Raw genomic sequence first — 23,703 nt, forward strand, 5'->3', positions numbered from 1 at the left:
CGGCCTGTCTCCGGTCCGCTTAAAGGAGCCAGGCATGTTGGCAGATAAGCCTTTTTCTCCCACGAGTCTCGAAGCGGGAGCGTCGACGCGCATAGCGAAGCGGTTAAGCGGACTGTCGGATCGGACCATCGCGTGGCTCTTCATCCTTCCGACCATTCTGCTGCTTCTCGCGATCAACATCTTTCCGTTGATCTGGGCGCTTCGCCTGTCGTTCACCAACTTCAAGTCGAACATGCCCAGCGTGCCGGCGCGTTTTGTCGGCATCGACAATTATGTCGACATCCTGACCGACGAAGATATCTGGTACGCGATGCAGGTGACCGCGCGTTTCGTGTTCTGGTCGGTCGGGCTGGAGGTGCTGCTGGGATTCGGTCTTGCCTTGCTGATCAACCGGCAGTTCCGCGGACATAGCTTCTGGACCACGCTCATCCTGCTGCCGATGATGCTTTCGCCTGCAGTAGTGGGCAACTTCTGGACGTTCCTGCTGCAACCGCAGACGGGGCTTTTCAACGATATCGTCAGCTTCTTCACCGGCATCGCGCCGGCGTCGTTCCAGATGATCGGCGACGTAGCGCTCGCGCCGTGGACCATTGTGATGGTCGATACGTGGATGTGGACGCCGTACGTCATGCTCATCTGCCTCGCGGGCCTGCGCTCGATTCCCGACTATATCTACGAAGCCGCGGAAGTGGACCGAGCGACGCCGTGGCGTCAGTTCTGGTCGATCACGTTGCCTATGACCATGCCGTTCCTGATGCTCGCGGTACTGTTTCGCGGCATCGAAAACTTCAAGATGTTCGATATGGTCAACCTGCTGACATCGGGCGGCCCGGGCTCGGTCACCGAAACGGTATCGATCACGCTCAAGCGCGCCGCCTTCGAAAAGTGGCAGACAGGTTATTCGTCCGCGCTCGCAATCATTCTGTTCGTGACGGTATTCGGTGCGGCGAATATTTATGTGAAGGCACTTAACCGGATCAAACAGCGATGAGACCGACTGCGACACAACATTCCGTGGTGGCGTCGTCTCCGCGCGCCAGGCGCTTCGCGGCTGCGGTCGTTATCACATATGCGCTGATTGCTACGTTACCGATGGTCTGGATCTTCCTGACGAGCTTCAAGACGCAGGAAGATGCGATAGCGTATCCGCCCGTCGTGCTGTTTCAGCCTTCCATGGAAGGCTATGTGAACCTGCTTACGATCCGGTCGCGGCAGACACCCGAGTTCATCGCGAGCCTGCCACCTGCGCGGACCTGGTATGAGCGTGAGGTGCGCAAGCGCAACATGGTGATCGCCGGACCTTCGAAGGTTGTGCCGCGCTTCATGAATTCGCTTGTCATTGGATTCGGTTCGACGTTTCTTGCGGTATTTCTCGGCACGCTCGCGGCGTACGCGTTTTCGCGCTTCAAGGTGCCGCTGTCCGACGATCTGCTGTTCTTCATTCTTTCCACACGGATGATGCCGCCCATTGCCGTCGCCATTCCGATCTACCTGATGTATCGCGCGCTCGGTTTGAGCGACAGCTATGTCGGCATGATTGTGCTGTATACGGCGGTGAATGTCTCGCTGGCGGTGTGGCTGCTTAAAGGTTTCATGGATGAGATCCCGCGCGAGTATGAAGAGGCTGCGCTAGTGGATGGCTACACGCGTTTGCAGGCCTTCGTGAAAGTGGTGTTGCCGCAAGCGACGACGGGCATTGCCGCTACAGCGATCTTCTGCCTGATCTTTGCATGGAACGAATACGCATTTGCTTCGCTGCTGACAAGCGGCGATGCGCAGACCATGCCGCCATTCATTCCATTCATCATCGGAGAAGGCGGTCAGGACTGGCCGGCCGTTGCGGCTGCAACGACATTATTCGTGCTGCCGATTCTCTTTTTCACCGTCCTGCTGCGCAAACATCTGTTACGCGGCATCACCTTCGGAGCCGTGCGCAAATGAAACGCGAAGACATTGCTCTGCATCGCTGGCTGTTACGTCGCAGGTACAGCGAGGGCGCATCGACGGTACTGATCGGCTTGGGTGCGGCGATGCTCGTGCAGCCGTTTTCGCTGGCGCTTTTCACCTGGTCGTTTCCGGTGCTTCTGGTGGGCGCGCTCGCGTTCGTCGTCACCAGCCATTTTCCAGACTGAATCATGTCCACGATCGTTCTCGCTCATCTTCAGAAGCGCTTCGACGATTTTGTCGCGGTGCGCGACACCAGCCTGACCATCGGCGCTGGACGCTTCGTCGTGCTGCTCGGACCGTCAGGCTGCGGCAAGACCACAACGCTGCGGATGATCGCGGGGCTCGAGTTGCCGACTTCCGGACAGATCCTGATCGACGGTGAGGATGTCACTGCGTTGCGCGCCCGGCAACGCGATATTGCTTTCGTGTTCCAGATGTTTGCGCTGTATCCACACATGACGGTGCGCAATAACATCGCGTTTCCGCTGAAGAACGAACACGTGTCACGCAGCGAGATTGCCGCGCGGGTCGATGCAGCGGCGCATATGCTGCGCATCGAGAACATTCTCGATCGTAAGACCGGCGGCCTGTCCGGTGGCGACCGGCAACGCGTCGCGCTCGGCCGCGCAATCGTGCGGCAACCGAAAGCATTCCTGATGGACGAACCGCTCGGCACGCTCGATGCGGACTTTCGTGAACTGATGTGCCTGGAATTACGCAAACTGCACAACGCGCTTGCTGCCACCACGGTCTACGTCACACACGATCAGAGTGAGGCGATGGCCATGGCGGACGATATCGTCGTGATGAATCAGGGCGAAGTGTTGCAGGCGGCCTCGCCCCATGAGATTTATCACTTCCCCGCGACAGTGTTCGTCGGCAACTTCATCGGCAGTCCGCCCATGAATTTCTTGCCCGTCGACGAAGCGGTGACCGCAGGTCAGGAGCAGGTGAGTCTGCATGGCGCGCCGGTTTGCGTGCCGCGTTGCGATGCCGCCGCCGCGCGCGTATTGCTGGGGATCAGACCGGAGCACGTCGTGATCGACGAGCACGGGCCGCTGCGCGGTCGCGTGATCGCCGACGAATACCTCGGCTCGCACCAGGTGTTGGCGGTTGAAACGGCGCTCGGCGTCGTGCGCGTGCGCGTCAGCAAAGACGATGGCGTTGCCGCGGGCACGAGCGTCGGTCTGTCGTTTCGGAAAGAACGCACGCTGCTTTATGACGCCACTACTGAGCGCCTGCTGCCGGGCGCTGCTTCCACGCTTTCCGTCAACGGAGTCGGTCATGGCTGAAGTCCAGCTACGCAATGTATCGAAGCGCTTCGGCAACATCGTTGCGGTGGACGACCTGTCGATCGACGTCAAAGACGGCGAATTCGTGGTGCTGCTCGGACCGAGCGGCGCGGGCAAAACCACTACGCTGCGCCTCATTGCAGGACTGGAAGGCCCCGATGCCGGCGACGTGCTGATCGACGGCGCGCTCGCCACCGGCGTGCATCCTTCCGATCGCGATGTCGCGTTTATCTTTCAGCAATACTCGTTGTATCCGCATCTGAGTGTGTTCGGCAATCTCGCGTTTCCACTGCGTTCGCCCCGTCGTCGCAGCAGCGAGGAACAGGTCCGCGCGCGCGTGCATGCGGTCGCGCAGATGCTGCACATGGAGGCGAAGCTCGACAACATGGCAACGCATTTGTCGGGCGGCGAAATGCAGCGCGTCGCGATCGGGCGTGCGCTCGTGCGCGAGCCGAAAGTCTTTCTGATGGACGAACCGCTGTCATCGCTCGATGCAAAACTGCGTGAGGAATTGCGTATCGAGTTGAAGCGCCTGCATCGTAAGATTGGCGCGACGATTCTCTATGTCACGCATGATCAGGTGGAAGCCACCACACTGGCCGACCGCATCGGCATTCTTGAACACGGCCGTCTGGTGCAGCTCGGCACACCGCGCGAGGTCTACGGTAATCCGGTTTCATTGAGCGCGGCGCAGCGGCTCGGCTCGCCGCCGATCAACCTGTTGCCGCCAACGCTGTTCGATTCGGCAGCGGTGCCGACCGGTACGGCCACCGTGGCGATTCGTCCTGAAGACGTGCTGCTGCACGAGGGCAACGCGCGTGATGCACCCGGCGCCCATCATCCACGCGACGCACTCGACCTGAAGGTGCTCGAGTACTCGCCGCTGCGTCATCTGTTGATTCTGGAGCATGCAGGAACCGCGGTTGTGGCGACCACGATGGTCGAACTCAATTTCAGCCCGGGGCAGTCCGTGGGCGTGTCGCTGCCCGCACGCAGCCTCTTATATTTCCGTGCAGACGGCAGGAGGATCCCGACATGAACGGCAAAACGGTCATGGAGTGTATCGACGCCGCATATGCAGCGCTCAAGGAACACACCGACGAAATAGCCGTACTCGACCAGCAGATCGGCGATGGCGATCACATCTTCAATCTGCTGCGCGGCATGGAGGCCTTGCTTGCCTTGCGTGCGGACATCGAAGGGAAAACGTTGGGGGCCGCGTTGGAACTCGCGGCGAACAAGGTGCTGTCGACGGTCGGCGGCTCGTCCGGGCCGCTGTTCTTTTCGCTGCTGCACGGGATGGCGAAAGCATCGGCGAACACTCCACTGGATATTGCGGGCACTGCGCTCATGTTCGCGGCGGGCGTCGAAGCGGTCGCGCAGCGGGGTAAGACGGGCGTAGGCAGCAAGACGATGATGGACGTGCTGATTCCCGTTGCCGCGCGCTTTAAGGAGCTTGCGGCCGTCGAATCACCTGCGTTGCGAAAAGCGGTGCTGGATGAATTGCCGCAGGTGGCCGAGCAGAACATGCTTGCCACCCGCGATATGCTCGCGACCAAAGGGCGGGCGTCGTTTCTGGGCGAACGCTCACGCGGTCATATCGACCCTGGTGCGCGTTCCAGTCAGATCATGATTACAGCCGTATGCGCGCATCTGGCGCGCAACCCGGTGTGAAAGGAGGCCAGACCATGAAAAAATTCATCAACCACGTCGACGATTTCCTCGCCGAAAGTCTGGCGGGGTTTGCATCCGCGCATAGCGACCTGGTCGTACTCAACAACGAGCCTGTGTACGTGCGACGCAAGACGCTCAAACCAGGCAAAGTCGCATTGATATCGGGTGGCGGTTCTGGGCATGAGCCGTTGCACTCCGGTTTCGTGGGCTATGGAATGCTCGACGCAGCCTGCCCCGGCCAGGTCTTCACATCCCCTACGCCGGATCAGATGATGGCCGCTGCCGATGCTGTCGACACCGGTGCGGGCGTGCTATTCATCGTGAAGAATTATTCCGGTGACCTGATGAATTTCGAAATGGCGTCGGAGATGTCCGAGGTCCCGAACGCGATGGTGCTGATCAACGATGATGTGGCGGTCGAAAACTCCAGTTACACCACCGGGCGGCGTGGTGTGGCTGGCGCAGTGATCGTTGAGAAGCTGGTGGGCAGCATGGCCGAAAGCGGCGCCGACCTTGAACAGTGCAAGGCGTTCGGTGACCGGATCAACAAGCGCACCGCTTCGATGGGTGTTGCGTTCAGCAGTTGCACCGTGCCGGCCGCAGGAACGCTCACGTTCAAGATCGGCGATGACGAAATCGAAGTGGGCGTGGGCATTCACGGCGAGCCGGGGCGGCGCCGCGCAAAGTTCGCAGGCGCCGACGCGATTGCGGGAGAACTGCTCAAAGCGATCGTCGACGATCTCGCGCCTCAACCCGGCGCTGAATTGCTGGTGCTCATCAACGGCCTCGGCGGAACACCGCTAGGCGAGCTTTACCTGCTCTTCAACTCGACGCGCGCATGGCTTGAGCAACGCGACCTGAAGGTTGGCCGGGCCCAGGTGGGTGCGCTGACGACTTCGCTCGAGATGGCGGGCGCGTCGATTACGCTATGTATGCTGGACGACGAAATGACACGCCACTGGGACAGCCCGGTTCATACGCCGTCGTTGCGTTGGGGGATGTAGGGCGCGCTGAGTGCGAGAATGGTTTCGGTGCGGCTTTCCTTCTCGACGTAGCTACCTCAAGCCGCCCGGCCTGCGCAGAAACTCGCCGAGAAAGTCGACAAAGGCCCTGAGCCTGACCGAGAGCTGATTGCGCTCCAGATAGATCGCGTGAATATTGGCGTCCGGTAACGCCCAGTCGTCCAGCAGCGTCACGAGTTCGCCGCGCGCCAGATGCCGTTCCACTTCCCACTGCGAACGCACGACAATCCCGCGGCCTTCGAGCGCCCAATGCAGGACGACACCGCCGTCGTTGCTGGATAGGGCGCCGTCGACCTTGACCGTTTCCGAGCGTTTGCCGCGCGAAAAATGCCACGTGCCGTAGGCCGATTCGTTCTCGCGCAAGACGATGCAGGCGTGCCGCGTCAGATCGTGCGGCACGGACGGTCGGCCATGCCGCGCCACATAGCCCGGCGATGCGCACACCATGCGCCGGTTTTCGAGCAGGAGCCGCGCGTTGATGCGCGCATCCGGCACTTCGCCGAAGCGAATGCCGAGATCGAAACCTTCGTCCTGAAGACTCATCGGACGGTCCGTCAGATGCAGCAGGATTTTTATCGCGGGATAACGCGTGACGAATTCCGATACCGCTGGCGCGATGCGGGCCCGCCCAAATCCAAACGAAGCGTTCACGCGCAGCAGGCCGGTAGGCTCGCCCCGGCTCTGCATGACGAGATGCTCCAGTTCCGACAACTCGTCCAGAATGCGCGAGCCGTTCGACAGATAAAGCTCGCCTTCGGGCGTGAGGCTCAACCTCCGCGTCGTGCGATTCATCAGCCGCACGCCGAGGCGCCGTTCCAGTTGCGCCAGCCGTTTGCTGACCGCGGGTGGCGTCACGCCCAACTCGCGCGCGGCCGCCGCCAGATTGCGATGCCGCGCCACGAGCGCGAACAGATTCAGATCCGAAAAGCTATCCATCCCGAGCTCCGTTTTGTTCGGTCGATTCGTTCCTGTGAGTTACTGCCGGAATGCTTTTCAGGAAACCCAATCGCATGAGTCATCAATTAGACTCGGATTGCGATCAGGAGACAACCATGTTCGAAGGCTTCAGCGACGCATCGGCAACCGTCGATCGCGTGCGCATTCATGCAATTCAGGGCGGGCGCGGTCCCGCGCTTTTACTCTTGCACGGGCATCCGCAAACGCACGCGATCTGGCATAAAGTCGCGCCCGCGCTGGCGGAGCGTTTCACGGTGGTCGCGGCGGATCTGCGCGGTTACGGCGACAGCGGCAAGCCGCCCGGCGACCCGGCTCACGCCAACTATGCGAAGCGGCGCATGGCGCTCGATCAGGTCGAGCTGATGCGCGGTCTCGGCCACGAGAGCTTCGCGGTGATCGGTCACGATCGCGGCGGCCGGGTGGCGGCGCGCATGGCGCTCGATCATCCGCAAGTCGTGACGCGCCTGGTGACGCTCGATGTCGCGCCCACACTCGCCATGTACGAACAGACCTCGTTCGAGTTCGCGCGCGCCTACTGGCACTGGTTCATGCTGGTGCGCCCCGCGCCGTTTCCTGAGACGCTGATCCGCGCCAACCCCGATCTCTATCTGAAGCAGACCATCGGCGCGCGCAGCGCCGGCCTCGCGCCGTTCACGCCGGCGGCTTACGCGGAATATCTGCGCTGCCTCTCCGATCCGGCGACGGCGCACGGCATCTGCGAAGACTATCGCGCGAGCGTGACGATCGACCTCGAACACGATCGCGCGACCCTCGCGTCGCAGCAGCGGATTGACTGCCCGTTCATGGCGTTGTGGGGCGCGCAGGGTGTGATCGAGCAATGCTTCGATCCGCTTGCCGAGTGGCGGGCGTACGCGCCGGACGTGCAGGGCGAGGCCCTGCCTTGCGGCCACTACATTCCCGAAGAAGCGCCACAGCGGCTGCTTGAGCGCGTGCTGCCTTTTCTCAGCGAGTAAGTTATGTCAGACCAGACCCTCTACCGAAAGCTCGTCGATTCGCACAGCGTAGCGCGTATCGACGAACACAACGTGCTGCTATATGCCGATCTGCATCTGATGAACGAGTACACCAGCCCGCAAGCGTTCAGCGGGCTCGATGCCCGCGGCCGCGCGGTGCGCCGTCCGCGCCAGCAACTCGCGGTCGTGAGCCACATCATTCCGACGCATGCGGAGTCGCCGCGCGTGATTCGCGATGCGGCGTCGCTGTTGCAGGCGCAGAACCTGGCGCGCAACTGCAAACGCGCCGGCATACGGCTTCTCGCCGCCGACGATCCGCTGCAAGGCATCGAACATATCGTCGCGCCGGAGCTCGGATTGATTCGTCCCGGCATGGTCGTACTGTGCGGCGACAGCCATACCACGACATACGGCGCACTCGGTGCGCTCGGCTTCGGCATCGGCACGTCGGAAGTCGAGCACGTTCTGGCGACCCAGACGCTCGTGTACCGGCTCGCAGAGACCATGCGCATCACGATCGACGGCGCGCTTGCCTATGGCACGTCGTCGAAGGATCTCGTTATCTGGATCATCAGCAGGATCGGCGCACAGGGTGCGCGCGGCTACGCGGTGGAATTTGCCGGTTCGACGATCGCATCGCTGTCGGCCGAGGCGCGCATGACCTTGTGCAACATGACCGTCGAAGCCGGTGCGCGCGCCGCGCTGATCGCGCCGGACGCGACCACGTTCGACTACGTGCGGGCCCACACGCCGTCGCTCGACGAGGCGGCATGGCAAGCCGCGCTCGCGGACTGGCGCGGCCTGCATTCCGACGCCGACGCGCGTTTCGACGCCGAGCATCGCTTCGACGCGGGCGACATCGCGCCGTTCGTCACCTGGGGCACGAGCCCCGATCAGGCCGTCGCCATCGATCAGCCGATTCCCGCCGAGGCCGCGCAAGCGACGCCCGAGGCCGCCGCATCGCTGCGCCGCGCGCTGGACTACATGGGACTTGCCGCCGGGCGGCCGATTGCCGGCACGCGCGTCGACCGCGTGTTCATCGGCTCGTGCACCAACGGGCGCATCGAAGATTTGCGCATCGTGGCCGGCATCGTGCGCGGCAAGCAGGTTGCGCCCGGCGTGCGCGCGATGGTCGTGCCGGGGTCGGGCAGCGTGCGGCGGGCCGCCGAACAGGAAGGCATCGCGCGGACACTGATCGATGCGGGCTTCGAGTGGCGCGAGCCGGGCTGCTCGATGTGCCTCGCGATGAACGACGACGTGCTCGACGCCGGAGAGCGCTGCGCATCCACCACCAACCGCAATTTCGAAGGCCGTCAGGGACGCGGCGGTCGCACGCATCTGATGAGCCCGGCGATGGCAGCGGCCGCCGCGCTGACCGGCTGCATCACCGATGTCCGCACGCTGGAGGCGCACACATCATGACCCGACTCACGACCATTCGGGGCAGCGCCGCGCCGCTGCCCATCGACAACCTCGACACCGACCAGATCATGCCGAAGCAGTTCCTGCGCATCATCGACAAAGCGGGTCTCGCCGACGGTCTGCTGTACGACCTGCGCTTCGACGAGCGCGGCGCGCCGCGCGACGACTGCGTGCTCAACCAGCGCGCGTACGCGAACGCGACCGTGCTGATCGGCGGTGCGAACTTCGGCTGCGGATCGAGCCGCGAGCATGCGGTGTGGGGCTTGCAGCAATACGGTTTTCAGGCGGTGATTGCGCCGAGCTTCGCGGAAATCTTCTATTCGAACGCGATGAACAACCGCCTCTTGCTCGTGCAACTGGAGCGCGACGCGATCGATGCCCTGACGCGCGAGGCAAGCGAAACGCTAGGCACTTTGTTGTCGATCGATCTCGAACGGCAAACGGTGACATCCGGCTCGGGCAACCGGTTCGATTATGCGATCGGCGCGCGCCACAAGCGCATGGTGATCGAAGGCATGGATACCGTCGATCTGACGCTCGACTCGCTCGCCGCGATCGAAGCCTTCGAACAGCGGCATTTCGCCAGGCATCCCTGGGCGCAGGTGATGTAAGCACCCATCCGCCGCGCGACGCGGCGGCTTTCCTTGTTTCAACCCCGCCAATTCCCCTCCGATCGAAGAAGGGAAGGGCGTCCCTTTGCCTCGAAAACGGAGGAGACACATGAAACGCAAGCCGATCTACCAGATTCTCTATGTTCAGGTGCTCGCGGCCATCGCCGCAGGGGTGCTGCTCGGACATTTCGCACCGCAAGCGGCGATCGCGCTTAAGCCGCTTGGCGATCTGTTCATCAAGCTCGTGCGCATGATCATCGGCCCGGTGATCTTTTGCACAGTCGTAACCGGCATCGCGGGCATGCAGGACATGAAGAAGGTCGGACGCGTCGGCGGCAAGGCGTTGCTCTATTTCGAAGCCGCATCCACGTTCGCGCTGGCGATCGGCTTGCTTGCCGCGCACGTGCTCGCGCCCGGCGCGGGCTTCAATGTCGATCCGTCCACGCTCGACGCGCGCGCGGTGTCGGGCTATGCGGCGCAGGCGGCGCATGGCGAGGGCATCACCGGATTTATCGCACATGTGATCCCGGAGACGTTTCTCGGCGCGCTGGTTCAGGGCGATATCCTTCCCGTACTGCTGATCGCGATGCTGTTCGGCACCGCGCTCGCGCTGATGGGTGCGCCCGCCGCGCCGGTCACGCAACTGGTCGAGACACTTTCGAAAGCGTTCTTCCGCATTGTGCGGATGGTCACCAGTCTTGCGCCGATCGGCGCCTTCGGCGCGATGGCCTTCACGATCGGCCGATACGGCATCGTCTCGCTGGTGCCGATGCTCAAGCTCATCGGCGCTTTTTATCTCACCGCATTTCTGTTCGTGGCGGTCGGGCTCGGCATCGTCGCGCGCTTGTGCGGCTTTAGTCTGTGGCGCTTTCTCGCCTATATCCGCGACGAATTGCTGATCGTGCTCGGCACCTCGACGTCCGAAGCGGCCTTGCCGCAGTTGATGGACAAGCTCGAACGGCTGGGCTGCCCGCGCGGCGTCGTCGGGCTCGTCGTGCCGACCGGTTACTCGTTCAACCTCGACGGCACCAACATCTACATGACGCTCGCCGTGCTGTTCCTCGCGCAGGCGACCAACACGCACTTGTCGTTCACGCAGGAAATCACCTTGCTCCTCGTCACCATGTTGACGTCGAAGGGATCGACCGGCGTAACCGGCGCGGGCTTCATCACGCTCGCCGCGAGCCTGTCGGTCGTGCCGACGGTTCCCGTGAGCGCGATGGTGCTGATCCTCGGCATCGACCGCTTCATGTCCGAATGCCGGGCTTTGACCAATATCGTCGGCAATGGGGTGGCGGCGATCGTGGTGTCGGCGTGGGAAGGCGGGCTCGATCGAAAGAAGCTCGAGACGGCGTTAGGCGGTGGACAGCGGGTGGAAGGCGGTTCGCGGTCAGCGGTGGTCAGAACGACGGCCGCTTTGGATCGCAAACCTGTTATCGACAAATGAGTTGATGTGGTGAGCGCTTCGGGGCGACAAGGGATGGTCGCGTCGAGGTGCGGGTGGCGGGTGGGCGTTGGTGGAGCTTTTGGGTTGGGGCACGTCCGGTCAATCCACGCCACCGCCTGGATCGTGCACAATTTCCGTGTCCGTCGCCGGATAGCGAGTGGTGAGATAAGGGAAGACTACAGTTGCAGATGGAGAAAATCTGATTCGGCAGGGGCAGCAGGGTTCTGCGACAAGCTCGTCGAATTGATTGGTAGGTCCGTGACCACTGTCACACGGACAGATGCTTTCGTACTTTGCCTTTGTTTTTCGGGCGGCGTGACGTTTCACGTAGAGGCGGACCACGAACCCTCGTGGCCAGAAGCATTTGACTTCATTGGTCGAAATCACTACTGGCGCCATGAGCTAAACGGCTGACTCGCCGTGTCGAACGTCCGCTCCGAAAAAATACCAGCGCAAAGCGACGACGACCGATGATTCGGCAGACGGGTCATACGCCCGACGGGGATTTTCATTTAAGCGATCAGGGCCTGGTGTCACCAGCGCAAGCAGTGAGATTGTTTTTTATGATCGACCCGTATGCGATAGAGGACTTTATCCTATATAGGACGACGAGTTCGCGTCCGTCGCTCATCGACCAGCAACCGGCTCCATGGCGTTCGACTTCCAGCCAGAACAGAATTCATAGCTGCGACTCGATCGGCAGAATGCCGAGAAACCAGATGCCTGCGCGGCGCAGCGCCGATACTTCCGGCTCGGAATCTAATACCGTGACGGTGCCGTCCTCGGCCGTATCGTTCCAGACGATATGGCTCGCGCCGGTCACGTCGGTGCGTAGTTCGAGCCGCCACGCTCCGCGGGTGAGGCTCGACTCCACGTGGTCGGTCACCTGCCGGGCGGCGCGCTCGCTTTCGCAGTAGATACCTATCTCGGTGTTTAACTCCACCGAACGCGGGTCGAAATTCATCGAGCCGATGAAGACACTTTTGCGGTCGAACACATAGGTTTTCGCGTGCAATGACGCTTTTGACGAGCCCAACACTGACTTGTTCTTGTCGACAGTGCCGCTGGTTGTCGCAACGGGTTTCAGTTCGTACAGTTGCACGCCTGCTTCCAGCAATGGTTTCCGGTAACGCTGATAGCCCGCATGCACCGCGGCGACATCCGTTGCCGCCAGCGAGTTCGTCAGCACCGTCACGTGCACGCCGTGTTGCGTCAGGCCGCTCAACCATGCCACGCCGCGCTTTCCGGGCACGAAATACGGCGAGACGATCAGCAAGTGCTGGGTCGGCTCCAGCTTCAACGCCCTGAACTGCGAGATCAGATGTCCCTCAGCGTCGCTGGGCGTGCGCGTGATTTTAGACGGGTCGTCATAGAGCAGCGTCGCCTTGCCCCATGAAAACTCGGCATCGCGTGACTGGATCACCTGCGTCAGCCGCGCTTTCGCCTGCCGCACATACGCACCGTTTTCGTTGGACGCAAGCCAGGCATCCAGCTTCGCGCGGCCAGCCGCTAGCGCCGATGGATCGGCCTGACGGCCGAGGAGGTTCTCGATCGGATACGACGCGTCCGAATTCCAGTACTCGTCGAACGCCGTCGAAACATTCCGTACGATGGGCCCGTGCACCAGCACGTCGAGATCGCCAAACGCGACGGTGCTCGACGCGCCGAAGTATTCGTCGCCGATGTTGCGCCCGCCGAGAATTGCGCCCTGGTTGTCGGCGATCAACGCCTTGTTATGCATACGCCGGTTGACGCGAGCAAACTCGGTGGCCGTGCCGAGCGTCTTGAACCGGCGGTTTGCGACAGGATTGAAGAGCCGGATCTCAATGTTCGGATGCGAACTGAGCACCAGCAGCATCTGGTCGTCCGCATTCGTGCCCAGATCGTCGAGCAGGACGCGCACGCGCACACCGCGGTCTGCCGCTCTCAGCAAGGCCGCGGCGAGTTCACGGCCGGTCAGGTCTGCGTGCCAGATGTAATACTGCAGGTCGAGCGAGCGGTCAGCATATTCCATCAACACAACGCGCGCGACGAGCGCGTCGACAGAGTCGGGCAGCAGGTGAAACGCGCTTTCTCCCGGATGCTGCTGGTCTCGCGGTGTGAACGCTGCGCCGAGGCGCGTGGCCTGCGTATCGGTGAGCGCGTGGGTGGGCACGCGGCCGGCTTGCGGTGGAAGGCTTGCGCACGAAGTCAGCAGGACGACGACGATCGCCGCAACAAGACTTCGGAGGTTCATCATGCCGCTCTCCGCAGATTCGAAGATGGACCAGACAAGCGAGCGACGCCAGCGGTTTCAAGTCGCGCGCTGTGACGCGCCACTGACTGGGGCGATACATTGCACCGTGCTCGCGGCCCCGGACGACCTTGGCAACGCTGCCAGCCGCCTGACGACCATCGACAGATCGGCTGGCCTCAAACGCACGGCATCCAAGCCGCCGCGGCGCAGATCGTCGTAGTCACCGCAGGATCAAAAGGCCGTATAGGCGTGAATGGGGGCGACGCCGTGGTCCCCGATTCACGCGAGCCCTTCGCGACCGCGAGACACGGTATCGAATGCTGCTTCGAGCGGAACCGCTTGCATTTGTCGTGCATCGTGGGCGGACGAAGGGTGACATGCAGGTACACCCGGATCGTGATCGTCTGACGACGATCTTACGCGAAGGCGACAAGGCGCGAGCTCCCGGATTTTCCCGGGAGTAATCTACCCGGCGTAGCCGCGGCAGACCCGAGCAGCAGTTTGTTACTGGCCCACCAACATCATGAATGTTTTGGTCATCTTCATTGTTCTCTCCAAATCGGCTACGACAGATCGTTGAAGGACCGCGGTCCACGATGCGGGCTGTTCGCGCAGCATTCCAGTTGCGCTAGTCCTAACTGCTCACAGATGAATGGACATGCACCGAGTTGAATGCGCCCCATCCCAATATAATCTGTTCCAGTTTTACCTAGGCGCAATAGGACCATGGTCCGATTGGTGAAAAGCTCCCGCTGCCGATAGAGCGCTTCGGCTACTGTAGCTGCTCGAGAAATGCCAAGAGCAATTTGTTGCCCCGCCGCTCAGCACCCGGTTGTGCGACCTAACACGGTTGCCATGCAGGACAACTTCAGGTTCAGCACTACTCAGTCGCTGACTGCGGCAATGCGCCAGGAAAGACGCTTCTTCGCGCCACCCTCCGGGCGCCCTCTGGCCTGGAAGCGAACGGTTTCCTCCAGCGTTCCCAGGCACCAGCCCATCAGGGACAGGCGGGCGTGGCCAGAAGCATTTCACTTCATTGGTCGAAATCACTACTGGCACCATGAGCTAAACGGCTGACTCGCCGTGTCGAACGTCCGCTCCGAAAAAAATACCAGCGGCGCTTGTGGGGCGGTTTGGTTCGTCCGCCGTTGACGCGAATCTGGTGCAGGCGACGAACGCGTGCAGTCGGCCACTTGAGACATTCAAAGGTGCGGCGAAGATCGTCAACAATCCAACAATCGGCACCACCGTTGGATGTCAGAAGCCGAGCGAAGGGTCACCGCCTCGCTGCATCACGGCGCGCAACGCAGCCTGGGGGCTATCAAGCGGCTGCCTTCCTCTGCGCGCGAGCTTCACCGCCGGGGCCATCCAGGGATGAGCGTATGCAACAAGAGTTGCGCCTTCTTCATATGCTTGATCCGCTGATGCCGCGATAGCAGCGAAGCATTCGTCGACGTCGCCATTCTTGAACAGCACCCACACAAGTTCAACGTGGATGACGTCCAATGACGTAACAGAGTGGCTCGCATACCGCGCGAAAAGGCGTCTCGTAGGCTCGACGGAAGCCTCAACCGCACACAGCACGGCGGTCTTTCCACCAATCTTGCCTGCCGCCGCGGCTAACGCGACATCTGCTCTCACAATCGGAACCGACGTGCTTTCAATTCCTTCCACAGCCGGTCCAAGCGTCGCGCAAGTCAGGATGACGGCATCTGCGTCCGCCGCAAGAGCCAGAAGACAACGTTTCGTCTCCTCCTTCACGCTGGCTGGGAATGCACCCGCTTGTTGAACAGCCTCACGAAGATCCGACCGGACTTCATGGCGGAGGTTATCGGTCCGCAAACCAAGATTTATTGCCGCGTCCTCGAATATGCGTTGGTTGTCATTGATCGTATGCAAAAACGAGATGCGCATCGCCAGTTCCCTCGTTGAATTGAACGCGTCTGTTTCGTCGCTTCCCTGACCGGGATCGAGCCCGTTGACTCACAAGCATTGTTTCAACGTCACGGCCAACCAACAAGGCAACACATCCTACTGGTATGTCTGATACCTCCTTCGACATTTGTCACTAGCATATTCAGAGACCGTGAGTATCAATGGCCACCGCTTGCGGTGACGTCATCAGTCCGTTCCGGCTTGTTCATGCCGGCGCACGAAACGCGGGCCTCGCAGACGCGGCCCTCTCGGACCTGGGACGCAGTGCGGCCACGAGCCGCCATTGGTCGTTGGGCACTAGCCGGCCAGAACTGGACGTTCGACGCCAACGCCTGGATCGTGGACAATTTCCGGCCAGTTGCAGCCGTTCGCCTTCGTGTTCAGCGGGCCATTCAAACGGCAGATGCGCACCAAACAACGGACGTTCGTACTGGGATGGGGGCTAAATAGTTATCGGCCTGCAGCAGACGTTCGCGCATTGGCTTGCATGCGTCGGCAAGCGCATCGAGCTCAAACTGAAACGCCGGAGTCCCGTGCGATACGGAACTCAGCCCCATCGGGCCCACTCGGGAACTGTTGAACTCGGTGGGTCCAGTTCGGGAATCCGGCGAGCCGTTTTTTCTGCTCACGCTATACGGTGAGCGCGATGACGTGATTTAAAGCAACCGGTACGCTAGTCGGGCGGCCGCTCTCGCGGTGCGCCTGTCCTGATCGAGCGCCGGGTTGTACTCCGCGATATCCGCCGCGCGCAGCTTGCCCGAAGCCCGCACGCGCAGCACCATCGCTTCGACCACCGATAGCGGTACGCCTAGCGCAGCGGGCGCCGACACACCCGGCGCCGTGGCGGCCGGCAACACGTCGAGATCGATCGTCAGATAGACGTCGTCCGCCGCGTCCAGCAATTTCTGAAGCTCATTCAGGCGCTGCGGCAATTGCGTTTCCTGCATATCGACGTCCAACACGTAGCGCACGCCGAGTCGCTCCGCATGCGCGAAAAGCGAAGCGGTATTGCCGAGATCGCTGATACCGAAGCACGCATAGTTGAATGGCACCCCTCGTTCCGCACAGTCAAGCGCGATCTGATCGAACGGCGTGCCGGAATTCGCGGGACGCTTCTGGCGCAGATCGAAATGAGCGTCGAAGTTAATGATCAGCAAACTGCGCAATGCCAATGGCGTTGCTGCATTGTCGGTTTCACGCTGCTGATGCAGCCGCAAACCGCTATACGTACCCCACGCGACCTCATGACCGCCGCCGAACACCAACGGCCGCCCACCGCTCGCCAGTACTTCGCTAACCACTTGGGCCAGTTCCACTTGCGCGGCTTCGAGGTCGCCGTCGTCGCACACCACGTCGCCTGCGTCGGCAAGTGCCGCCATCGCCGATTTGGCCGGCAAACCCGCGAGCGCACGGCGCAATTCCTTCGGAGCATGCGCTGCGCCAATCCGACCTTGATTGCGGCGCACGCCTTCATCGGAGCCGAAGCCGACGATCACGGGCGCATCGCGCTGCACGTCCACAGCGTTACCGAATCGCATCACCTGATTGAAAACGCGTCGCGTGTCGCCGGGTTCGCCGTCGTCGGAACGGCCCGCCCATACCTTGTCATCGAATGGGACTCTCATGCGCGCGACAACACCGCCTGCAGGAATGCGCGTGTGCGCGGCTGTGATGGCGCAGAGAAAATCTCCGCGGGCGGCCCCGCTTCGACGATCATACCGCCGTCCATGACTACCACCACATTGGCCACTTCCTTCGCGAAGCCCATTTCGTGTGTGACGACCACCATCGTCATGCCTTCGCTCGCGAGCAGCTTCATTACTTGCAGCACTTCGCCTACCAGTTCGGGATCGAGAGCGGACGTCGGCTCGTCGAACAGCATCACCCGTGGCTGCATCGCTAGCGCGCGAGCAATCGCAACCCGTTGCTTCTGACCACCCGAGAGACTCGCCGGCATCACATGCGCCTTGTGCGCGAGCCCGACCTTCTCCAGCAACGCCATCGCAGCCGCTTCGGCCTGCGCCTTGCTGGCGCCACGCAACATGCGCGGTCCCACGGTGATGTTATGCAGCACCGACAGGTGCGGAAACAGATTGAACGACTGAAACACCATGCCGACTTCGGTGCGCAGAGCATTCAGCGAACGCTCTTTGAGCATCTCGCCGTGGTCGACTAACCGATGCCCGCAAATGTCGATCGTGCCGCCTTCTGCCTGTTCGAGTCCATTACAGCAGCGGAGAAAGGTACTCTTGCCCGACCCGCTCGGCCCGATCACCACCACGACCTGCTGCGGTTGAATGTCCAAATCGATGCCGTTGAGCACGGTATGCGAGCCGAACGATTTCGTCAGACCGCGAATGCTAACGATAGGCTCGTTGACTTTGGCCACGGTATTCATTGCACCATTCCTCCCACACGCAAACGACGTTCAACGCGATGCAGCGCGAAATTGGTCACCTGCGTCAATACCAGATACACCAGCGCGATAGCGAGATACACTTCAAGCGAACGATAGGACACGCTGATGATCTTCTGGCCTTCATGCATCAGATCGTCGATCGTGAGCAGCGACACCAGCGCCGAGTTCTTGATCAACGCGATGAATTCGTTGCCGAGCGGGGGGATCATCCGCACGATGGCCTGCGGCAGAATGATTGCGCGCATCGCCTGCCCTGACGACATGCCGATCGAACGCGCCGCTTCCATCTGCCCGCGATCGACCGACTGAATCGCGCCGCGGACGATCTCCGATACGTAAGCCGCCGAATACAGACCGAGCCCCAGCATGCCGCACAAGAACGCCGGCAGCAGAATGCCGAATTGCGGCAGGCCGAAAAACAGCAGGAAGAGTTGCACAAGCAACGGCGTGCCGCGGAAGAACGTCAGGTAAGCGGTGCAGAAGCCGTACACGATGCGCCGCTGCGGCGTCAGCCGGCCGATGCCGATCAACAGGCCAAGCGCGCAACTGAGCGCGAGTGACGCGGCGGTCACTTCGACCGTCACTAACGCGCCTTGCATGATGTCTGGCCAACCGGCAATCACCGGCGAGAAATCAAGTTCCATTTCGTGTCCAGCCGTTTATTGCGCACTCGCGCCGAACCACTTCTTGACGATCGCCGCATACGTGCCGTCAGCTTTGATCCTGGCGAGCGCGGTGTTGAAGGCTGCCTTCAGCTGCGGCTCGTCTTTGCGCACGGCGATGCCGTACGCTTCGGTCGTCAGCGTTTTGTCGAGTACCCGGAAGCCGGTGCGCGTTTTCGCAACTTGATAGGCGGCCGGCTTACCCGTCACAGCAGCGTCTGCACGGCCGATGCCAACCAGGTCGAACATTTCCTGGTTCTTCTCGACCTCGACGCGATTGATCTGCGGGAAGTTATCGCGTAGGAAGTTCACGGACTTCGTGCCCACCTGGACTGAGACTTTTTTGCCGTTCAGATCGGTCACCGTCTTGATCGGTGAATCGCTTTTGACCAGCACGGCCAGCCCACCCGCGTAGTAGGAATCGGTGAAGTCGATCACTTTCGCGCGCTCGTCAGTGATGTAGATGCCGGAGATCGCAGCGTCGAAACGATGCGCGATCAGACCTGGAATCAGCCCTTTAAAGTCAATGTCGGTCCATTGCACGCGTTTGCCCATCACTTTCGCGAGCGCATTCATGAGATCGACGTCGAAGCCGGTGCGCGCGCCGTTCTCGGTGTACTCCATCGGCGGGAAAGTGGCGTCGGTGGCGACGTTCAGCACTTCCGGCGTTTGTGCTGACGCCGCGCCGGAAAATCCGCCAAACGTCACGGCGAACGTCACGCATGCGAGGGACAACAGTCGTTGCAGCTTCATGGGGTAGGCTCCTTGTGGTTCTATCAAGTGATGCGGTTAATTCGAGCGCCCAATTTACGGATGAAATTGAAAAAGCTTCGTCCCGCTAATCGGTTTGCATATGCTCGGAAATGGCGCGGGCCGTACGTAGCGTCCCGTCGATTAATTGGCTTTCTCGTCCGATGGCGCGCGTTGATGGCGCCATCAACGTGATCGACGCGCTGCTGCCGGCGCTGCGTCCACTGTGATGAAAGATCGGAGCGCTGACTCCCCACACGCCCGGGTCGACTTCGCTGTCGCTAACGGCGTAGCCCTGGGCTCGAATCTGTTGAAGTTCTGCTTCGATCGCGGCACGGCCGACGGGGTCGTTGCCAAACACGCTGTCGAGCACTTCGGCGCGCGCCCTGTCGGCCATGAATGCCAATAGGGATTTCGCCGACGCGCCCGCCTTGAGCGGCACGGCGCGGCCTTTCTCGAACGAGCAGCGCAACGAATGCTGGCTGTCGACCATCTCAAGGCACATCACCTGATGCCTGACCGCGACCACCAGCCCAATGCTTTCCTGCGACGCGCGCGCGAGCTGCTGCATCTCAGTGCGGCTCGCTTCGACGAGCAGGGAATTCACATCGAAGCCAAGCGCGAGTTGCAAGCTGATCGGACCGGGCGCGTAGTAACCGGCGTTTTCGGCGACGAAACCCCAGCGCTTGAGCAGCGCGATCTGACGGTACAGTGTGCTTTGCGCAAGCCCGGTCACGGCTAGCAGATCTTTGACCGACATCGCCTTGCCATGACTGGCGAGCGCGGCCAGCACCAGCAACACCCGTTCGGCCCCTGTCACACCCTGTTCCACATTCACGATCACGCTATCCACGATCCATCAAGAGCGCAGAATGCCAGACCATTCTCGAATTTCAAAAATGATATTCCCGCTCAATGGGAATAAAAGGGCAGGGATTTCCCTTGGACGGGACATCGGGAGCACGGATAGTCCTGGCACTGGACTGCCCGGGGCGTTGAAAAGGAAACGATATCCAGAATGGACGGGGTTATTGCCCCGAACCTTTTTCCACTCAATTAATTATCGGACGCGCTCAAGTGCCCGGTCGTCGCGAACGGCCGAAGTGGCCGAGGTTTTACGGTGAGGCGTTGCCTGGAGCGGCACTTGTACCGCGATGTCCTTAAAACCGCTGCCCACATGGAAATGATGTCGCCATAAAGGAAAACCCCCCAGTTGCCGTTAAGCGAGTGTCGGCAGCCAAATTCTAAAAAAGCTCCGACGCCATAGAGATCGTTACTGGATGTGGAGGCATGCAAGACCAATATTGCATGGAGCGTCGATGAATATCGTTTCCGGGGACCATCGCGGCTTGACAGGAGTGAAGGACGACAATCCGACGACAGTTGCCGGAAGTCCAGCGATGCACCTGTCTGCGTCAACAGAGGCGACAGCATCGATCGATAACCTCCTTCGAGCGTCGGGCGACCTTCTGCGCGGGAGAGAATGGGCATGGTATCGCGCGGGACAAAAACTCCATCTGGCGGCGCATGCCCGCACACACCGGGTATGGCCGGAAGTTCTGGCCAACAATAAGCTCAGCGAGTTTTGCGAGGCGGAAGCTCTGCATTGCTGGCCGACGGGACCCAGCGACCGCGCTTTCGGATGGCTCCTTGCACCGCCTGCCCAGCCGCATGAGGCGGCCCTTGCCGCATTCGCGAATGCGCTGGGAGTGCAACTGCTTGCCGACGCGCTCGCGCGCGCGCAGAAGACGCAGCAGGTACTGTACGAGATCGCCTACATAGCCAGCACTGTCCGCGAGCGCTCCGCTTTCCTGCTCGCCGTGCACCGACAGCTCGCGACGATAATCGACGCGGAAAACTTCTATCTCGCGCTGTATGAACAGGCAAGCGGACGCATCACCTATCCGTATTACGTCGATGTTATCGACGTTGAGGCGCTCGAGCCGGAAAGCTACGACGTCGTCGACCCAGACCGCCTGTCATTGACGGGCCACGTGCTGACCAGTGGACAGCCGTTGCTGATCGACGCTGCGGGGATTATCGAGGCTGAAAAGCAGGGGCGTTTCTATTGCGTTGGCGACCGCCCGGAGTTCTGGATGGGCGCCCCGCTAAAAAATGCATCGGATGAAGTATTCGGGATGCTTGCCATGCAGGTGTACGACGTGTCGCGCAGTTATAGCGCCGAAGACCGCGCGTTGTTCCTGGTAGTCGCGGGTCACGTTGCAATGGCCTTGGACCGAATTCTTCATCGCGCCAATCTGGAAGAAACCGTCACCCGGCGAACATCCGAACTGTCAGAACTCAACACTGCGTTGCGTCAGGAGGTGGTGGAGCGCAAACGCGCGGAACATTTGCAAGGTGCGCTTTTCAAAATCGCCGAGCTGTCTAGCGCGCCGGGAGATATGGTCGGGTTCTTCCGCAATCTGCATGGCATCCTCGGAGAACTGCTCGACGCGCATAACTTCTACATCGCGCTTTACGATGAGAATACCGAAACGGTTTCGTTTCCTTACTACGCCGATGAACTCGTTCACCATCAGCCGGCTTCGCGACGTCGCAAACGAGGTTTCACGGAATACGTGATCTCGCTGCGTCGGCCGTGTCTACTGAATCGCGCCGATGCAGAATGCCTGATTCGCGAAGGAAAGGTGGAACTTGAGCACGATCAGCTCAAGCTGCGTTCCTGGCTCGGCATCCCGCTTTTCGAAGGCGGAAACGTGCGGGGCATGCTTGCAGTGCAAAGCTATTCCCCGGACGTCCACTACACGCCGCGCGATCAGGAACTGCTGACCTTCGTTTCACGTCACATCGACACTGCGTTATCACGGCGCAGCGCCGCCGATGCACTACATGCTGCCAACGTCGAACTGGAAGCGCGCGTTCAGGAACGCACGCGGGAGCTCGACGAGGCAAACGCGCAACTGTGGCACGAGAACTTTCACGACGCACTAACCGGCCTGCCTAATCGCCGTTATTTGCTCGAGCGGCTTGGTGCGGAATGGACGAGGCACCGCGACGCCGGGCAGCAACTGGTAGTAATGTTCCTCGACCTGGATCGCTTCAAAGTCGTGAACGACAGTCTGGGTCACCATTTCGGCGACCAGTTGCTGGTGTCGGCGGCCACGCGGCTGCGTGATTGTCTCGCGGATAAATGCATGCTTGCGCGCCTCGGCGGAGATGAATTCGCGATCCTCTCCGCCGAGGCTTCCGTCGAAGACGCGATCGAGCTCGCCGAGCGGATACTGTCAGCATTCGACGTGCCGTTTTCTATCGGCGATCACGTGGTTTTCTCGTCATGCAGTATCGGCATTGTCTCCGCTGACGATGACTTTCACGGCGAACCGGCGGACCTGCTGCGCGATGCCGATACGGCGATGTACCGGGCAAAAAACGGCGGGCGTGACAGTTACGTGGTGTTCAATCAGGAATTGCGACGCCAGGTTTCGGATCAGATGCAACAGGAAGGCAGCTTGCGCGCTGCGCTAAAAAAAGACGATGAACTCGTGCCTTTCTTTCAGCCGATCGTCTGTACCGCCACTGGTCGTCTGACTGCGCTCGAAGCTCTGATTCGCTGGCGCCAGCCAGACGGCCGCGTGCTCACCCCTGGAGAATTTCTGCCTGCGATGGAAGGACTCCGGGTCATGGGTCGGCTCGATCTATACATGCTCAATCGTATCGCAGTGATACTCGCCCAGCCGGGGCTCGCCGGCTGGCCGCCCGTACATGTGAACTGTTCGAGTTACAGCATGACTCGCGAGGATTTTGCGGACGACGTCTTCGCGCTCCTCCAGCAGCACGGAGTCGCGCCGTCGCGCATCTGTCTGGAATTAACAGAGGGCGCGCTGATTGCGGAGCCAGAGATAGCACGGCGTACGATGCAGCGCTTGGCCGACAACGGCGTGTCCGTGGTACTGGACGATTTCGGGACCGGTTTTTCGTCACTCAGCTATGTCCACGAGTATCGCTTTAGCGGCCTCAAGGTCGACAAGTCGTTCACCTTCGGCCTATCGTCGAATCCGCGCACGCGGGCTATTGTTCGCGCGATCGTGCGCATGGCGGAATCGCTTGACCTGCGTGTAGTGGCGGAAGGTGTCGAAGATGCGATGACGCTCGCTGCGTTGCGCGAAATCGGCGCGGGGCAAGCCCAAGGTTATTACATCGCCAAGCCAATGCCGCTCGCCGCGCTGGTGGAAGCCCTGGATTCGGGCAAGGCGACGCAATGGGTCGCGCCGTCAGAGAAAATGTGATGGTCTCTGCGGTATGACCGCGTCGCGCCAACGTGCTTCGCGCGCGCCTGCTACGCGTTCTCCATGCGGTTTTCGCCTCGGCGTCCCAAGTCGAGTACTAAACGAGTG

At 61.1% G+C, this 23,703-nt stretch carries 20 protein-coding genes; 12 read left to right on the forward strand and 8 right to left on the reverse strand.

Annotated elements, in window-relative coordinates:
- Positions 1-34 precede the first annotated feature (34 nt).
- Genes P0D87_RS11575 through dhaK form a run of 7 tightly spaced genes read left to right on the forward strand, consistent with a single transcriptional unit; the run spans position 35 to position 5,917 of the window.
- Positions 35-991 (forward strand): carbohydrate ABC transporter permease, encoded by a 957-nt coding sequence (locus P0D87_RS11575; RefSeq protein WP_006047774.1) that lies wholly within the window; start codon positions 35-37, stop codon positions 989-991.
- Positions 988-1,941 carry a carbohydrate ABC transporter permease gene (locus tag P0D87_RS11580; RefSeq protein ID WP_006047773.1) on the forward strand — a complete coding sequence of 318 codons (954 nt, stop codon included), beginning with the start codon at positions 988-990 and terminating at the stop codon, positions 1,939-1,941. Before P0D87_RS11575 ends, P0D87_RS11580 begins: the two co-directional genes overlap by 4 nt.
- On the forward strand, positions 1,938-2,132 hold the full coding sequence (locus tag P0D87_RS11585; protein WP_029970343.1) for a hypothetical protein: 195 nt from the start codon (positions 1,938-1,940) through the stop codon (positions 2,130-2,132). The genes P0D87_RS11580 and P0D87_RS11585 overlap by 4 nt, the downstream gene beginning before the upstream one ends.
- A gap of 3 nt (positions 2,133-2,135) precedes the next feature.
- On the forward strand, positions 2,136-3,239 hold the full coding sequence (locus tag P0D87_RS11590; RefSeq protein ID WP_053857595.1) for an ABC transporter ATP-binding protein: 1,104 nt from the start codon (positions 2,136-2,138) through the stop codon (positions 3,237-3,239).
- Positions 3,232-4,278 carry an ABC transporter ATP-binding protein gene (locus tag P0D87_RS11595; protein WP_053857596.1) on the forward strand — a complete coding sequence of 349 codons (1,047 nt, stop codon included), beginning with the start codon at positions 3,232-3,234 and terminating at the stop codon, positions 4,276-4,278. The genes P0D87_RS11590 and P0D87_RS11595 overlap by 8 nt, the downstream gene beginning before the upstream one ends.
- A complete protein-coding gene (gene dhaL / locus P0D87_RS11600; protein WP_053857597.1) occupies positions 4,275-4,913 on the forward strand; it encodes a dihydroxyacetone kinase subunit DhaL in 639 nt (212 codons plus the stop codon). The genes P0D87_RS11595 and dhaL overlap by 4 nt, the downstream gene beginning before the upstream one ends.
- A 14-nt stretch (positions 4,914-4,927) precedes the next feature.
- Positions 4,928-5,917: a dihydroxyacetone kinase subunit DhaK gene (dhaK, locus tag P0D87_RS11605; protein WP_029970338.1), complete on the forward strand. Its 990-nt coding sequence runs from the start codon at positions 4,928-4,930 to the stop codon at positions 5,915-5,917.
- A 51-nt stretch (positions 5,918-5,968) separates the two neighbouring features.
- On the opposite strand, the gene P0D87_RS11610 is transcribed toward dhaK, so the two are convergent.
- Complete coding sequence (locus P0D87_RS11610; protein WP_053857598.1) at positions 5,969-6,871, reverse strand: LysR family transcriptional regulator; 903 nt, start codon at positions 6,869-6,871, stop codon at positions 5,969-5,971.
- 116 nt (positions 6,872-6,987) lie between these two features.
- Here P0D87_RS11610 and P0D87_RS11615 point away from each other — a divergent pair, with 116 nt between their 5' ends.
- The 4 genes from P0D87_RS11615 (at position 6,988) to P0D87_RS11630 (ending at position 11,346) form a co-directional block, all read left to right on the forward strand.
- On the forward strand, positions 6,988-7,866 hold the full coding sequence (locus tag P0D87_RS11615) for an alpha/beta fold hydrolase (protein WP_006047766.1): 879 nt from the start codon (positions 6,988-6,990) through the stop codon (positions 7,864-7,866).
- 3 nt (positions 7,867-7,869) lie between these two features.
- Positions 7,870-9,288 (forward strand): 3-isopropylmalate dehydratase large subunit, encoded by a 1,419-nt coding sequence (gene leuC, locus P0D87_RS11620; protein ID WP_053857599.1) that lies wholly within the window; start codon positions 7,870-7,872, stop codon positions 9,286-9,288.
- Positions 9,285-9,899, forward strand: a complete 615-nt coding sequence (leuD, locus tag P0D87_RS11625) for a 3-isopropylmalate dehydratase small subunit (protein WP_053857600.1) — start codon at positions 9,285-9,287, stop codon at positions 9,897-9,899. The genes leuC and leuD overlap by 4 nt, the downstream gene beginning before the upstream one ends.
- A 109-nt stretch (positions 9,900-10,008) precedes the next feature.
- Complete coding sequence (locus tag P0D87_RS11630) at positions 10,009-11,346, forward strand: dicarboxylate/amino acid:cation symporter (protein WP_053857601.1); 1,338 nt, start codon at positions 10,009-10,011, stop codon at positions 11,344-11,346.
- Positions 11,347-12,025: 679 nt separating this feature from the next.
- Here the strand turns inward: P0D87_RS11630 and P0D87_RS11635 are convergent.
- The 7 genes from P0D87_RS11635 to P0D87_RS11665 form a co-directional block, all read right to left on the reverse strand.
- Positions 12,026-13,585, reverse strand: coding sequence for a phospholipase D family protein (locus P0D87_RS11635; protein ID WP_053857602.1), 1,560 nt, complete (start codon positions 13,583-13,585; stop codon positions 12,026-12,028).
- A 1,254-nt stretch (positions 13,586-14,839) separates the two neighbouring features.
- Complete coding sequence (locus P0D87_RS11640) at positions 14,840-15,496, reverse strand: arylsulfatase (RefSeq protein WP_053857603.1); 657 nt, start codon at positions 15,494-15,496, stop codon at positions 14,840-14,842.
- A 677-nt stretch (positions 15,497-16,173) separates the two neighbouring features.
- Positions 16,174-17,142, reverse strand: coding sequence for a formimidoylglutamase (hutG, locus tag P0D87_RS11645; RefSeq protein WP_053857604.1), 969 nt, complete (start codon positions 17,140-17,142; stop codon positions 16,174-16,176).
- On the reverse strand, positions 17,139-17,915 hold the full coding sequence (locus P0D87_RS11650) for an amino acid ABC transporter ATP-binding protein (RefSeq protein WP_053857605.1): 777 nt from the start codon (positions 17,913-17,915) through the stop codon (positions 17,139-17,141). The genes hutG and P0D87_RS11650 overlap by 4 nt, the downstream gene beginning before the upstream one ends.
- Entirely contained in the window at positions 17,912-18,580 is a 669-nt protein-coding gene (locus P0D87_RS11655; protein WP_006047756.1) for an amino acid ABC transporter permease, read from the reverse strand. Before P0D87_RS11655 ends, P0D87_RS11650 begins: the two co-directional genes overlap by 4 nt.
- Before the next feature lie 15 nt (positions 18,581-18,595).
- Complete coding sequence (locus tag P0D87_RS11660) at positions 18,596-19,351, reverse strand: transporter substrate-binding domain-containing protein (protein WP_006047755.1); 756 nt, start codon at positions 19,349-19,351, stop codon at positions 18,596-18,598.
- An 85-nt stretch (positions 19,352-19,436) separates the two neighbouring features.
- Positions 19,437-20,186: an IclR family transcriptional regulator gene (locus P0D87_RS11665; RefSeq protein ID WP_053858961.1), complete on the reverse strand. Its 750-nt coding sequence runs from the start codon at positions 20,184-20,186 to the stop codon at positions 19,437-19,439.
- A 481-nt stretch (positions 20,187-20,667) separates the two neighbouring features.
- Between P0D87_RS11665 and P0D87_RS11670 the strand changes: the two genes are divergently transcribed.
- Positions 20,668-23,595 carry a bifunctional diguanylate cyclase/phosphodiesterase gene (locus tag P0D87_RS11670; RefSeq protein WP_053857606.1) on the forward strand — a complete coding sequence of 976 codons (2,928 nt, stop codon included), beginning with the start codon at positions 20,668-20,670 and terminating at the stop codon, positions 23,593-23,595.
- Positions 23,596-23,703: the final 108 nt, after the last annotated feature.

It is taken from the genome of Paraburkholderia sp. RL17-368-BIF-A, assembly GCF_046054045.1.
In the GTDB taxonomy this organism is placed as follows: Bacteria; Pseudomonadota; Gammaproteobacteria; order Burkholderiales; family Burkholderiaceae; genus Paraburkholderia; species Paraburkholderia graminis.